The sequence below is a fragment of the Micromonospora sp. NPDC023814 genome, assembly GCF_040639595.1.
Lineage (GTDB): Bacteria > Actinomycetota > Actinomycetes > Mycobacteriales > Micromonosporaceae > Micromonospora.
In genome coordinates this window covers 21,354-35,602 of the sequence record NZ_JBFAAF010000073.1, presented here as the reverse complement: position 1 = coordinate 35,602, position 14,249 = coordinate 21,354, and the positions used below count along the sequence as shown (strand labels likewise).

General features: G+C 72.2%; 10 protein-coding genes. 6 read left to right on the top strand and 4 right to left on the bottom strand.

All coding sequences use genetic code 11. The features are described from left to right. A partial coding sequence (locus AB0G14_RS28785) for an alpha/beta fold hydrolase (RefSeq protein ID WP_357702701.1) occupies window positions 1-1,426 on the top strand: 1,426 nt, incomplete at its 5' end. Window positions 1,427-1,492: 66 nt separating this feature from the next. On the opposite strand, the gene AB0G14_RS28780 is transcribed toward AB0G14_RS28785, so the two are convergent. Genes AB0G14_RS28780 through AB0G14_RS28770 form a run of 3 tightly spaced genes read right to left on the bottom strand, consistent with a single transcriptional unit; the run spans window position 1,493 to window position 3,710 of the window. Beyond that, the gene (locus AB0G14_RS28780) at window positions 1,493-2,407 is read right to left on the bottom strand and encodes a catechol 2,3-dioxygenase (protein WP_357702699.1); all 915 of its coding nucleotides are present in this window, start codon (window positions 2,405-2,407) and stop codon (window positions 1,493-1,495) included. Window positions 2,408-2,442: 35 nt separating this feature from the next. Beyond that, on the bottom strand, window positions 2,443-2,772 hold the full coding sequence (locus tag AB0G14_RS28775) for a 2Fe-2S iron-sulfur cluster-binding protein (RefSeq protein ID WP_357702697.1): 330 nt from the start codon (window positions 2,770-2,772) through the stop codon (window positions 2,443-2,445). Beyond that, window positions 2,769-3,710, bottom strand: a complete 942-nt coding sequence (locus AB0G14_RS28770) for an amidohydrolase family protein (RefSeq protein WP_357702695.1) — start codon at window positions 3,708-3,710, stop codon at window positions 2,769-2,771. The genes AB0G14_RS28775 and AB0G14_RS28770 overlap by 4 nt, the downstream gene beginning before the upstream one ends. 541 nt (window positions 3,711-4,251) lie before the next feature. Between AB0G14_RS28770 and AB0G14_RS28765 the strand changes: the two genes are divergently transcribed. From AB0G14_RS28765 to AB0G14_RS28745, 5 genes are read left to right on the top strand one after another with little or no spacing between them, the layout of a single operon-like run. After that, window positions 4,252-9,399, top strand: a complete 5,148-nt coding sequence (locus AB0G14_RS28765) for a beta-ketoacyl synthase N-terminal-like domain-containing protein (RefSeq protein ID WP_357702693.1) — start codon at window positions 4,252-4,254, stop codon at window positions 9,397-9,399. Between the two features lie 16 nt (window positions 9,400-9,415). Beyond that, window positions 9,416-10,969, top strand: coding sequence for a 4-hydroxyphenylacetate 3-hydroxylase N-terminal domain-containing protein (locus AB0G14_RS28760; RefSeq protein ID WP_357702691.1), 1,554 nt, complete (start codon window positions 9,416-9,418; stop codon window positions 10,967-10,969). Between the two features lies 1 nt (window position 10,970). Further along, window positions 10,971-12,419, top strand: coding sequence for an aldehyde dehydrogenase (locus tag AB0G14_RS28755; RefSeq protein WP_357702689.1), 1,449 nt, complete (start codon window positions 10,971-10,973; stop codon window positions 12,417-12,419). Further along, window positions 12,416-13,447, top strand: coding sequence for an ornithine cyclodeaminase (locus AB0G14_RS28750; protein ID WP_357702687.1), 1,032 nt, complete (start codon window positions 12,416-12,418; stop codon window positions 13,445-13,447). Before AB0G14_RS28755 ends, AB0G14_RS28750 begins: the two co-directional genes overlap by 4 nt. Further along, window positions 13,447-13,986, top strand: a complete 540-nt coding sequence (locus AB0G14_RS28745) for a flavin reductase family protein (RefSeq protein ID WP_357702707.1) — start codon at window positions 13,447-13,449, stop codon at window positions 13,984-13,986. Before AB0G14_RS28750 ends, AB0G14_RS28745 begins: the two co-directional genes overlap by 1 nt. Before the next feature lie 47 nt (window positions 13,987-14,033). Here the strand turns inward: AB0G14_RS28745 and AB0G14_RS28740 are convergent, their stop codons facing one another. Continuing rightward, the gene (locus AB0G14_RS28740) at window positions 14,034-14,237 is read right to left on the bottom strand and encodes a hypothetical protein (protein WP_357702685.1); all 204 of its coding nucleotides are present in this window, start codon (window positions 14,235-14,237) and stop codon (window positions 14,034-14,036) included. Window positions 14,238-14,249: the final 12 nt, after the last annotated feature.

Sequence of the window (14,249 nt, the reverse complement as noted above, 5' to 3'; positions counted from 1 at the left end):
GCACCGGGCCGGCCTGCCCGCCACCTCCATCGCCTGGGGACTGTGGGAACACACCACCGGCATGACCGCCCACCTACAACACCGCGACCGCGCCCTGGCTACGGAGCACGCCCTGGCCCTGCTCGATGCCGCGATCGGGGGGCACCACCCCGCCGTCGTCGCCGCCGACCTCGATCCCGCCGCGCACGCCACGCCCCTGCTCCAGGAACTCCGGCGTGGCCGGGCCACCCACCGTCCGCGCAAGACGGCCGTGACGGGCGACGGGCAGACGCTGACCGACCAGCTCGCCGGCCTCGACGCCGGCGAACGCCGACGGAACCTGCTGCGGATCGTCCGCTCCGAGGTCGCCGCGGTCCTCGGCCATCGCGACGCCGAGGACGTCGACGCGGACGCGCAGTTCGCGGCGCTCGGCTTCGACTCGCTCACCGCCGTCGAGCTGCGCAACCGCCTCGGTGCCCGGACCGGTCGGATCTTCCCGGCCACGCTGACGTTCGACCATCCGACGCCAGCCGCGCTCGCCGAGCACCTCGACGGGGTACTCGGTGGCGGTCCCGCCGCACCCGTACCCGTACCTGCGCCCGCGCCTGGCGCCGGTGGCGGCGTCGACGATTCGCTGAGCGCCCTGGTGCTGCGGGCCTACCGCACCGGGGACGCCGAGCGGGCCGACGCGCTGGTCCGGGGCATGGCCTCCTTCCGGCCCTCGTTCCGGACCGCCGCCGAGGTCACCGACCGGCCGCGGCTCGTGCGGCTGGCCGCACCCGGCGGTCCGGGACCGCACGTCGTCTGCGTGCCGTCGTTCGCCTGGAAACCGTCGGTATACCAGTACGCCGGCCTCGCCGCCGCTCTACGGTCCGCCGCGTCCGTGTCGGTGCTGACCCTGCCCGGCTTCCGGCCCGGCGAACCGCTACCGGCCGACCTCGACGCGCTCGTCGACCTGCACCGCGCCGTGCTGGAGGCCGAGGCGCCGACCGGGTCGATCGTGTTCGCCGGGCACTCCACCGGCGGGCAGCTCGCCGCGGCGCTGGCGCACCGGTGGGAGAAGGCCGGCCTTGTCATGCTGGACACCTGCTGGTGGCCTGAGCGCGCCAGCGAGGAGTACGCGGCCTGGTCGGCCGCGATCACCCGGCACCTGATCGACCGCGCCGGCGTCCAGGACCGGCTCGGCGAGGAGTGGGGAGACGCGTGGGTCACCGCCCGCGCCCGGTACGGGGAGTTCGACCTCAGACCGGCTCCGATCTCCGCTCCCACCCTGCTCGTGCACGCTCAGGAACCGGTCGGTGCGGCAGTGCCGACGGAGACCGAGCGGGCCAGCTGGCCGCATCCGCACGAGGCGGTGACGGTGCCCGGCGACCACTTCACGATGCTGGAACGCGGCCACGTCGCCACCACGGCCGCGGCGGTCGACGCCTGGTTACGGCAGGGCTGAGCGATGGCCGGCCGCCACATGGAAGAGCCCCGCCGGTGTGCGGCGGGGCTCGTCCGGGATCGCCGGTCAGGTCAGCGCGGCGGTGAACCGGTCGTTGACCTCGCGACTGATATAGAAGACGCCCTTCTCCAGCTGGTCCGGCGTCCAGGTGACGCACGGCCGGTCGGGATAGGCCACGTAGCCGCCGCTGAAGACCTCGTTGCGGTTGCCGGACGGATCGAAGAAGTAGATGGTCTGCCCCCGGGTGATGCCGTGCCTGGTCGGCCCGACGTCGACCGGTACGTCGTCCATCGCCATCAGGTCACCGGCCCGCAGGATGTCGCTCCAGCTGCTCAGCTCGAACGCGAAGTGGTGGAGCTTGGCGTTCGGCCCCTTCAGGATCGCGATGTCGTGCACCGTGTTGCCTACGGTCAGCCAGGTGGCGATGCAGTCGGCGTCCGCGTCCAGCGACGTCGCCAGGCGCTCGCTGGGGTAGAAGTCCAGGACCTCCCGGAAGAACCGCTCCATCAGGTTGACGTCCTCGGCGGTGATGAGCGCGTGGTCCAGCCGCGGCGCGCCGATGCCCACCAGATGACGGGGGAAGACCTCCGGGTTGTGGGTACCGACCTCGGTGCCCAGCACAGTCATGTCGTGGTACAGCTCGACGACGTGCTCCGACGGCAGCACGATCCGGATGCCGTCGCTCACCTCGCGGTTCTCCCCGGCCGACATGCGCGACACGGCGCAGCCGAAGCGGGTCGCGCGGTCCTCGAAGCGCTCGATGTCCGCCGGGTCGGCGACCTTGAAACCGAACTTGGCGACGCCGACGCCGCCCTCCTCGAGGACGACCGAGTGATGGTCCCACTCGTCCCAGCCCTTGAAGTAGGCCGTGCCGTCCTCGACGAGAACGGGATAGAGACCCATCGTGTCGCCGTAGTGCTGCTTGGCCTTCTCCAGGTCGGTCACGCGGGCGTGGACATAACCCATTCTCAGTACACCCATGCTCTGGCTCCAATCGTGCGGGGCGGGTCAGTCCGTCAGGTGGGTCCTGGCGTACGTGGAAGGAAGGGGTTGGTGCGGCGGAGCCGGTCCTGGCGCAGCTCGACGACGACATCGCCGCACGGGACGGCGCGGCAGGTGAGGCAGGTTCCGGTCGCGCGTTCCTCGGCGGCGAGCACGGACTCGGCGACCGCGTCGTCGTACCGGACGCTGCCCGCGCGCAGATCCACCTTGCACATGCCGCAGCCGCCGCGCCGGCAGCCGACGGTGTGGGTGTACCCGGCCCGGGACAGCGCGGCCAGGATGGTCTCGCCGTTGGCCACCGGCACGGTCAGGCCGGTCGGCAGGACGACGACGGTGACGGTCATCCCGGCGTGCCGAACCGGGGGAACAGCCGTACGGCGTTGCCGTGGGAAATGGAGGTGCGCTGCTCGTCGCTGATGTCGGAATACTTGTCGAACTCGTCACTGAAATGCGTCACCGAGGGCAGGGGCGCATATGGCCAGTCGCTGCCGTAAACGATGTGCGTCGGGTCGGCGAAGGCCAGAAGTGACGGAAGTGAGACCGGGCTGGTCGACAACGCCGTGTCGAAGTAGAACTTCCGGAGATCCGCCAGATACGTATCCGGGGTCAATTCCATGTCGCGTCGGACATGGGCCATCCGGTGTGCCGCGTAGGGCACGAATCCGCCACCGTGTGAAAGGATGATCCGCATCCGTGTCCAGCGCCGCATCGCCCCGTGCCGGACCAGGTTGTGTACCGCGCGGCTGGTGTCGAGCAGAAAGTCGAGGAGAAACGGCGGCGCGCCGTCGAGGCCCGGCCCGGGCAGGTGCGACGGGTGGATCAGCACCACGGCGCCGCGTCGGTCGAGCTCGGTCATCACCGGGTCGAAGGCCGGATCTCCGAGGTACGCACCGCGCACGTTGGCGAGCAGGACCACCCCGTCGGCGCCCAGCACGTCGAAGGAGTGTGCGATCTCCGCCAGGGCTCCGTCGACGTCCGGCAGGGTCAGCGTGGCGAAGAAGCCGAACCGGTCCGGGCGGTCTTTTGCCTGTTCAGCGGCGTACTCGTTGACGTATCGGGCCTTGTCGCGCGCTTCGGCGTCGTCACCGAGGTGCACTCCCGGCGTGGAGACCGACATGACGCAGCTGCGTATGCCGTGATCGTCCATCATGGCGAGGGCGCCCTCGGCCGACCAGGCCGGCAGCGGCATCCCCCCGGCCGTCAGGCCCCTGTCGACGAGCCAGCGGGAGTAGCCCGGCGGCACGATGTGCTGATGGACGTCGATGCGATCTGTGCCGGTCACGTCGGTTCCTTTCGCGGCCACGACAAAGTCCCGAATGGTGCACGGGTAAATGGACGCGCGATATCGGCGAAAGTGCCCGGCGCGCGGCGATGAATGCGCATTCATCCGCTGTTGATTCGAGATCGCGCCCGATCGGGACCATCCTTGTCGCGGACCCGCGTCACGGTCGATATTCCCCGTGTGTTGGCGAGCCGGAAATCGGCCGCTGTGGCCCAGACGCTAGCAGTGGCCGGCGAGATCATCAATCAATGTGATCTCGATCACACCGCATATTGACCGCCGATTGGGGGCGGTGTACTGTCCATTCGCACAGGCCAATGGACCAATCGGCAGTCGCTGTCACGCCTGCGGGATCGATCGCCCCCGGAAGTGTGTCCTTCTGCTCCGCACTCGCTCAGGTCCGGGCGCATACGCGGTGCCGCATTGAGTTCGTGAATGCCGCGGGTCGCGAAGACCCGCAGGTCAGACCGGCGGCTTTCCCACGCGTCACCTGGCACAGCCTCCGTCATCCAGCGTCTCTCTGCGGGGAAGGGACCCCAACGTGCAGCATGAAGCCAGCGGTACGACCTCCGAACCGATCGCCATCGTGGGGATGGCGTGCCGGTTCCCCGGTGGTGTGAACTCACCCGCGGAGTTCTGGCGGCTGTTGACCGAGGGCCGCGGCACCGCCGGTGAGCTGCCCGACGGGCGCTGGGACGACTACCTGCGGTCGGATCCGGCCAACGCGGCCGCGCTGCGGGCGGTGAACCGCAACGGGTCGTTCCTGCATGACGTCGCCGGGTTCGACGCCGCGTTCTTCGGGGTCTCGCCCCGAGAAGCCGAGCTGATGGATCCGCAACAGCGGATGACCCTCGAGGTCAGCTGGGAGGCCCTCGAACACGCGGGTATCCCGCCCCGCGCCCTCGCCCACCACGACGCCGGCGTCTTCGTCGGGGTCGGCGCCGACGACTACGGCCGCCGGCTGCTCGAGGATCTGCCCGGCATCGAGGCGCGCACCGGGATCGGCGGCGCCTACTGCGCGGTGGCCAACCGGGTCTCCTACACCCTCGACCTGCGTGGGCCGAGCCTCGCTGTGGACACCGCGTGCTCCTCGTCGCTGGTCGCCATCCACCTGGCCTGCCAGAGCCTGTGGATGGACGAGACACCGGTCGCCCTCGCGGGTGGCGTCATGCTGATGGCCGGCCCGGGCCTGACGATGGTCCTCGACGCGGCCGGCGCCACGTCGCCGCGCGGGGTGAGCCGGTCGTTCGACGCCTCCGCCGACGGCTACGGCCGTGGCGAGGGCTGCGGGATGGTCGTGCTCAAGCGGCTCGGCGACGCGCGCCGCTCCGGCGACCGGGTGCTTGCCCTGATCCGCGGCGGTGGCATCCACCAGGACGGCCGCACGAACGGGATCATGGCCCCCAGCCAGGAGGCCCAGGAGCACCTGCTCCGCCGGGTGTACCGGTCGACCGGCATCCCGCCGGCCAGCGTCAGCTACGTCGAGGCGCACGGCACCGGCACCGAGCTCGGTGACCCGATGGAGGCCGGTGCGCTCGGCGCGGCGCTCGGCTCGGGATCCGGTCGGCAGACTCCGTTGCTGATCGGCTCCGTCAAGACCAACATCGGGCACCTGGAGGCCGGTGCTGGGGTGGCCGGTGTCATCAAGACGGTCCTGGCGCTCCAGCACGGCCAACTGCCCGCCACCCTGCACCTGACCGAACCCAACCCGAAGATCGACTGGACGGGCACCGGGTTGCGGGTGGCCGACCGCCTCCAGGACTGGCCGCGCGGCGACCAGCCGCGCCGTGCCGGGGTCTCCGGATACGGCTACGGCGGCACCATCGCCCACCTGATCCTCGAGGAGGCGCCGGCGTCCAAGCCGACCGACGCCGTCGGCGGCGACACCGGCGTGCCCCGCGTCTACCCGATCTCCGCCGCGACCGGCACCGGGCTGGCCCGAGCCGCCGGCCGGCTGGCCGCCTGGCTCGACGGTGACGGCGCGGCCGCACCGCTCGGCGCGGTCGGGCACACCCTCGCGGTACGCCGCAGCCACCTCAGCCACCGCGCCGCGGTCGTCGCGGCGGACCGGCCCGCGCTGGTCGCCGGGCTCACCGCGCTCGCCGAAGGGCGGCCCGACGCACCGGTCAGCGGCGTCACCCACGAGCCGTCCGACAGCGCGGCCGTCTGGGTCTTCTCCGGCCACGGCTCACAGTGGATCGGCATGGGCCGCGAGTTGCTCCAGGCGGAGCCCGCGTTCGGCAAGGTGCTCGACGACCTCGACCCCGTCTTCACCGCCGAGATCGGATTCTCGCCCACCGAGGTGATGGCCAGCGGCGAATACGGCGGCGTCGACATGATCCAGCCACTGATCTACGCGATGCAGGTGGGCCTCGCCGCGGTCTGGCAGGCCAACGGCGTCCGCCCCGCGGCGGTGATCGGCCACTCCGTCGGCGAGATCGCCGCCGCCGTCGTCTCCGGAGTGCTCAGCCCGCTCGACGGCGCGCGGCTGGTCTGCCGCCGGTCGGTCCTGCTCCGCCAGGCCGCCGGCGCCGGCGCGATGGCGATGGTCGCCCTGGGATTCGACGAGGTCGCCGAGCGACTCGCCGGACACACCGACGTGGTGGCCGCGATCGCCTCCTCCGGCAGCTCCACCGTCGTCTCCGGCGAGCCCGAAGCGGTCCGTGCCCTCGTGGCGGAGTGGGGGGCCGAGGTCGCGGTGCGCACCGTCGACTCGGATGTGGCGTTCCACAGCCCGCAGATGGACCCGCTGCTGGCCGCGCTGCGCGCCGCTGCCGACGGCCTTGTGATCCGGCCGCCGGCGTTGCCGCTGTACACCACCGCGCTCACCGACCCCCGCGACGACGCGCCCCGCGACGGCGCGTACTGGGCGGCCAACCTGCGCAACCCGGTGCTGCTGCACACGGCTGTCCTCGCGGCCGCCGCCGACGGCCACCGCACGTTCCTGGAGGTCTCGCCGCACCCGGTCGTAACGCACTCGATCCGCGAGTCGCTCGACGCCGCCGGGATCGACGGCACGGTCCTCGTCACGCTGCGGCGCAACCGGCCCGAGCAGCTGACGTTCCTGGAGAGCCTGGCCGCGGCGCACTGCGCCGGGGTACCGGTCGGCTGGGAGGACATCTACCCCGGCGACGACCTCGCCGAACTGCCGCCGCGCGCCTGGGAACACCGTTCCTACTGGGCGACCAACACCCCGCGGCTGGCCGCCCTCGGCGACCGGCACGACCCGGCGAGCCACACCCTGCTCGGCGGGCGGACCGTGGTCAACGGCGTCACTCCGGCGCAGCTGTGGCACACCTACCTCGACCTGGCCAGCCGCCCCTACGACGGTGACCATCCCGTGCAGGGCGTGGAGATCGTGCCGGCGGCGGTGCTGCTGAGCACGTTCCTGGCGGCGGGGTCGGCCGATGCGCTCACCGAGGTGGCGTTGCGCACCCCGGTGACGGCCGACACGCTGCGGGAGATCCAGGTGGTGCGCCAGGGCGACGTGGTCAACCTCGCCTCCCGCCTGGTCGATCCGGAGGCCGGGGACGGCCCGCGAGACGAGGCGTGGCTGGTGCACACGACCGCGCGGACCGGTCCTGCCGGTGCGCCGCCGCCGCCGGGCCCGGACGGCCCGACCATCCCGCTGGATCCCGGTTTCGTCGTCGAGCGCCTCGCCGAACTCGACGTTCGCGGCATGGGATTTCCCTGGCAGGTCACCAGTCTGGCGCGGACCCCCGACGGCGGGCTGCGTGCCGAGGTCGACGCGCCCGGCAGCGGCATCGGAGCCGGGCGCTGGGCCTGTGTCCTGGACGCCGCGCTGTCCATCGCGTCCGTGGTCTTCCCCGGCGAACCGGTGCTGCGGATGCCCGCGGCGATCCGTGGTCTCACCGTCACCGGTGAGCCGCCCGCGCGGGTGATCGTGCACGCGCGGCCCGCCCCCGGGCCCTCGGGTGCGGACACTGCCGAGGTTGCCGTCACCGCGCCGGACGGCACGCTCGCCGTCGTCCTCACCGGGCTGCGGTACGGCGTGCTCGACGGTGATCCGCGGGCCGAGGCCAGCCCCGGGCGGCTCGCCTTCGACCTGGCGTGGCGGCCGATCCCGCTGCCCGCGTCCCCGCCGTCGCTCCACCTCGTGGTCCTCGGTGATCCGTCGCTCGCCAGGCTGCTGGAGGTGCCGCTCGCGACGCAGACCCCGCAGCAGCCCGGCACCGTGCTGGTGGCCCCGCCTCCCGGCACCGCAGCCGCCGACGCGTCGGCCCAGGTCCTTCGAGCGGTACGGGCCATGGCCGCGCTGCCGCCCGGTGGCGGGCGCGTATGGGTCGTCACCCGGGGCGTGCGTGCGGGTTCGGCCGCGTCGCTGGGGCTGTCCGCGCTGTGGGGACTCGGCCGGATCCTCGTCACGGAGTACCCGGACATCATGGGTGGCATCGTGGACCTGCCGGAGGCACTGACGGCCGCGACGGCACCGGCCCTGCGCTCGGTCCTCGGCGCACCGTCCGGTCCGGACCTGCTGTCGGTCGACGACGGCGCCGTCCACGCCGCCCGGCTCACCCCGCTCGACGGACCGCCGGTGCGGCCCACGTTCGAGTGCCGGTCCGACGCGACGTACCTCATCACCGGCGGCCTCGGTGTCCTGGGTCTCGAAGTCGCACGGTGGCTGGTCAACCGGGGCGCGCGGCGGCTCGTGCTGGCCGGCCGCACGGCGCTGCCGCCCCGCGAGCGCTGGGACGACGTCGATCCGCAGCAGCGGGCGCGCATCGACGCGGTGCGATCGCTGGAGGCGGCCGGCGTCACCGTCCGCACGCTCGCCCTCGACGTCGCCGACACCGACGCGCTCCGGCAGGCGCTGCGGCCGGACGTCCTCGGCCTGCCCCCCGTCCGCGGCGTCGTGCACGCCGCCGGGGTGGTGGACAACCAGTTGGCCGACCAGGTCGACGACGCCGCGCTGGCCCGTGCGCTGCGGCCCAAGGCCGACGGCGCGCTCGCCCTGCACACCGTGTTCCCGCCCGGCACGCTGGACTTCCTCGTGCTGTTCTCCTCCGCTGGCCACCTGCTGGGCCTGCCCGGCCAGGCCGCGTACGCCGCGGCCAACGCGTTCCTCGACGGGCTCGCCCGGCACCGGCGGGCCGCCGGGGACGCCGCGGTGACGAGCTACGCCTGGACGTCGTGGCGTGGCCTGGGCATGTCGACCTCGTCGGTGCTCATCGACGGTGAGCTCGCCGCCCGCGGCACCGCCGACATCACGCTGCGGGAGGCCTTCCGGGTCTGGGAGTACGCCCACCGGCGCGACAACGGATTCGTGGCTGTCCTGCGGCCGATCCCGGTGCCTGTCGGCGGCGGGCGCCCGCCGCTGCTGGCGGACCTGACCGTCGAGGCACCGACGTCGGCGGACCTCGACTCGCAGGCGCCGGCGTGGGCGGACCTCGACGGCACCGAACTGACCGAGCACATGGTCCAGGCGGTCCGTTCCGTCGTCGCCGGTGAGATGAAGGCAGCCGAGACCGACGTCGACCCGCACCGGCCGCTGCTGGAGATGGGCCTGGACTCCATCATGGCCGTCTCCATCCGGCGCCGGCTCGAGCAGGGACTGCGGCTCAGCCTGCCCAGCACGCTGCTGTGGCGCCACCCGACCGTCACCGCCGTCGCCGGCCACCTCGCCGACCTCGCGGCGGCCGGGCGCCCCACCACCGAACCGACGTCCTGACTGAGGAGCCGCTGCCGTGACCACTGACCCACCCACCACACGACCGTTCACCGGAGCCGAATACCTGGAGAGCCTCCGCGACGGCCGCGAGATCTACCTGTACGGGGAGCGCGTCGACGACGTGACGAGGCACCCCGCATTCGCCAACCCGGCCCGGATGACCGCGCGGCTCTACGACGCGTTGCACGACCCGGCCCGCCGCGACGTCGTCACCGCGCCGACCGACAGCGGCACCGGGTTCACCCACCCGTTCTTCCGGACCCCCCGCACGGTCGACGACGTGGTCGCCGACCGGGCCGCCATCGCCGAATGGGCAAGGCTCTCCTACGGGTGGATGGGCCGCAGCCCCGACTACAAGGCTGCTTTCCTGGGCACGCTGGGCGCCAACGCGGACTTCTACGCGCCGTACGAGGACAATGCCCGTCGGTGGTATCGCGAGTCCCAGGAGAAGGTCCTCTACTGGAACCACGCGATCGTGCAGCCCCCGGTCGACCGTCACCTGGCCGCGGACGCCGCGAAGGACGTCTTCGTGCACGTGGAGAAGGAGACCGACAACGGTCTGGTGGTCAGTGGCGCCAAGGTGGTCGCCACGGGCTCGGCGCTGACCCACTTCAACTTCATCTCCCACTATGGTCTGCCGATCAAGGAGCGTGAGTTCGCGCTCGTGGCGACCGTGCCGATGGGCGCGCCCGGGCTCAAGCTGATCTGCCGCCCGTCGTACTCGGCCACCGCCTCGGTGATGGGCAGCCCGTTCGACTACCCGCTGTCCAGCCGACTGGACGAGAACGACACGATCTTCATCCTGGACAAGGTCCTGATCCCCTGGGAGAACGTGTTCCTCTACGGCGATCCGGAGCAGGTCAGCACGTTCGTGCCGCGCTCGGGCTTCCTGGAGCGGCTGACGTTCCAGGGTTGCATCCGGCTCGCCGTGAAGATCGACTTCATCGCGGGCCTGCTGCTGAAGGCACTCGACATGACCGGCACCGGCGGATATCGGGGCGTGCAGACCCGGGTCGGTGAGGTCCTCGCCTGGCGCAACATGTTCTGGGCGCTGAGCGACGCCGCGGCCCGCAACCCGCAGGAGTGGAAGGGCGGCGCCCTGCTGCCCCGGCTCGACTACGGCCTGGCGTACCGGTGGTTCATGACCGTCGGGTACCCGCGGATCCGGGAGATCATCGAGCAGGACGTCGCCAGCGGCCTCATCTACATCAACTCCAGTGCGGAGGACTTCGAGAACCCGGAGATCCGGCCGTACCTCGACCGCTTCCTGCGCGGTTCGGCCGGACAGACGGCCGTCGACCGGGTGAAGCTGATGAAGCTGCTGTGGGACGCCGTCGGCACCGAGTTCGGCAGCCGCCACGAGCTCTACGAGCGCAACTTCGCCGGCAACCACGAGAACGTGCGCGCCGAAATCGTGACCGTGCAGGAGATGACCGGCCAGCTCGACGGCTACCGGGGCTTCGCCGAGCAGTGCCTGGCCGAATACGACCTCTCCGGCTGGACCGCGCCCGACCTGGAGTCCTACGACGATCTGCGGGCGCTGCGCAAAGAACTGTGGAAGCGGAGCTGACGTGGCGACCCCGTACTTCGGGCACGTGATCGCGGGGATGGAGACCCCGCCGGACGACGGTCCGCGGGCACCCTCCATCGACCCGTTCACCCGCCGGCCCTGGGCGGCCGCCGCGGCCGGCGACCACACCGTCGCAGCGCGGGCGGTCGCCGCGGCCCGTACCGCCTTCGACTCCGGGCCGTGGCCAGGCATGGGCTTCACCCGGCGCGGCGTCCTGCTGCACCGCCTCGCCGACCTGGTCGAAGAGCACGCCGAGGAACTGGCGCTCGCCGACACGCGCGACATGGGCAAGCCGATCAGCGACAGCCGCGGCAAGGACGTACCCCGGGCCGCGCAGAACCTGAGGTTCTTCGCCGACCACGCCCGGCTCGGCGCGGCGGAGACCTACCCCATGGACAGCGGCCACCACGCCTACAGCCGTTTCGAACCGGCCGGTGTGGTGGTTGCGGTAAGCCCCTGGAACTACCCGCTGATGCTCGCCACCTGGAAGATCGCGCCAGCCCTCGCCTGGGGCAACACCGTGGTCCTCAAACCGTCGGAGGAGACACCGGCGTCGGCAACCATCCTGGCGCGGCTCGCGATCGAAGCCGGCCTGCCGCCGGGCGTACTCAACGTGGTGCACGGCACGGGCGACGCCGTCGGGAAGCCACTCGTCACCGACCCACGGGTCGACCGGGTCACCTTCACCGGCGGCACGGCAACCGGCCGGGCGATCGCCGCCGCGGCTGCCGCCAACCTGACACCCGTCAGCCTGGAACTCGGCGGCAAGGGCGCCAGCGTGGTCTTCGCCGACGCCGACCTCGACCAGGCTGTTGCCTGGTCGATCAAGGCGATCTTCACCAACGCCGGCCAGATCTGCCTCGCCGGCAGCCGACTGCTCGTCCAACGCGACATCTACGACGCGTTCCTGTCCCGGTTCGTCGCGGCGGCCGAGGCGCTGCCGGCCGGCGACCCGTCCGACCCGGCGACCCGCTTCGGTCCGCTCGCCTCGGCCGGACACCACCGAGCCGTCCTTCAGCACGTGCTCCGGGCGGAGGAGGCCGGCGCCCGGGTGGTGACCGGCGGTGCGGGCGAGGGCTGGACCGTGCGGCCCACGGTGCTCACCGGCGTCGGCACGGACACCGCCGGGTGGCGCGAGGAGATCTTCGGCCCCGTGGTGACCGTGACACCGTTCACCGACGAGAAGGACGCGGTGCGCCTCGCCAACGACACCCGGTACGGCCTGAACGCCATGCTCTTCACCAGCGACCTGTCCCGGGCGCACCGGGTAGCCGGCCGCCTGCGCGCCGGCACCGTCTGGGTCAATTGTTTCTTCGTCCGAGACCTGCGCGCGCCGTTCGGCGGGGCCGCGGAGTCCGGGATCGGCCGCGAAGGCGGCGCGTTCAGCCGTGATTTCTTCACCGAGCCCAAGGCCGTCGTGATCCAGGTCGATGAAGGGGACCGCCCGTGAGTCACTCCGAGGAAGGTATCCGCTACCTCACCGCCGCCGACGTCACCGGGCTCGTCAGCCGGATCGACGTGCCGGCCGTCATCCGCCAGACCCTGCTGGCCTACGCCAAGGGTGCCGCGGGGCTGTCCCCTGAGGCCGCCCTGCGCTGGACGACCGGCTCCGGGCACGCCGCGCGCAGTCTCATCCTGCCGGGGTGGGCCGACGGGGCGTACGGCTGCAAAATCATCAACGCCTCACTGGGAAACGTGGAGCGGGGCCTGCCCCGGGCGGCCGGTCTGGTCGTGCTCGACGACCCGGAGACCGCACGGCCCGTCTGCATCATGGAGGGCGCCCGGATCAGCGCCCTGCGCACCGCGGCCACCTCGGTCGTCGCCGTCACCGCCGTCCGCGAGCCGGCCGCCGTGACGCGGCTGGCGTTCCTGGGCTGTGGCCGGCAGAGCGAGACACACCTCGAACTGCTCGCGCCGCTCACCCCGGCCCTGCGTGAGGTGCGCCTGTTCGACCTCGACGCGGGCCGCGCCGGGCACTTCGCCGCCCGATGCCGCGACCTGCTCGGCACGGGCCGGCAGATCCGGGTGACATCGACGGCCCGGGAGGCGGTCGAGGGTGCCGGGCTGACCGTCGCGGCCACGACCACCACTGAGCCGTACGTGGACCTCGACTGGGTGCCGCCCGGCGGGACGTTCGTCAACGTCTCGCTCGACGACGCCACCGAAGGGCTGCTGCTCGGCGCCGACCACCTCATCGTCGACGACTGGGAGTTGGTCCGCACCGACGACCATCGCCTGCTCGGCCGGTTGGCCGCCGCGGGCCGGGTGGTCGGTCCGGACGACCCCGCACCGGACGGATCGCGCCGGGTCGACACCGAGATCCCGCGTCTGCTCGCGGGGGAGTACACCCGCCGGGTCACCGCCACCGACCGCGTGGTCATCAACCCGTTCGGCATGGGTGTCAGCGACATCGGGCTCGCCGCCGCCGTTTTCGACCTCGCGCGCCGAACCGGTGGCGGCACGCTCCTGCCGTGCTGATGCCGCCGCCGTCACCGCCTCCCGGCGCCGAGGTGTCCCCGCTGGACACCCCGCAACTGCGTCCCGTCCTGGGCACCTTCGCCACCGGGGTCACCATCGTCACCGTCGGCGGGACTGACCCGCACGGGATGACAGCCAACTCCTTCACCTCCGTCTCGCTCGACCCGCCCCTCATCCTGATCTGCCTCGAGAAGAGCACCCGCACCCTTGACGGCGTCGTGGCGGCCGGGACCTTCGCGGTCTCGGTCCTCGCCGCCGACCAGGACGCGGTGGCGCGGCACTTCGCCCGTCGCATGCGCCCCAGCGGTCCGGCCGGCTTCGGCGGGGTGCCGTGCGTCGACGGCCCGCACACCGGCGCGCCCCTGGTGCGCGACGCCGCCGCCTGGCTGGAGTGCGCCCTGTGGCGCACCTACGACGGCGGTGACCACGCCATCGTGGTGGGCCGTCTGTTGTCCGTACGCCGCGTCCACGACCGCCCCCCGCTGCTGTTCTACTGCGGACAGTTCCACCATGGGCCCATTACGGCAGCGTCAGCTTGAGTCGCTGCCGACGCCGGCCTGGACCCTCGCGACATCGCGGACTCGGGTCAGTGCGGGAAGACCCGGGGCGTGCGCCGCTCGATCTCGTCGCGGAACTCCTCGATCCGAGACGCCACCTGCCGCATGCCCACGGTGTGCTCCAGGCGGTCGAGGTAGAGCGAACGGCGGGCCAGACCGTCGAGGTCGAAGCTGAAGTAGATCGCCATCAGCGGGTTGACGAACAGTGTGCTGCCCCGGGTGCGGCGGGTCACGTGTACGTCTCC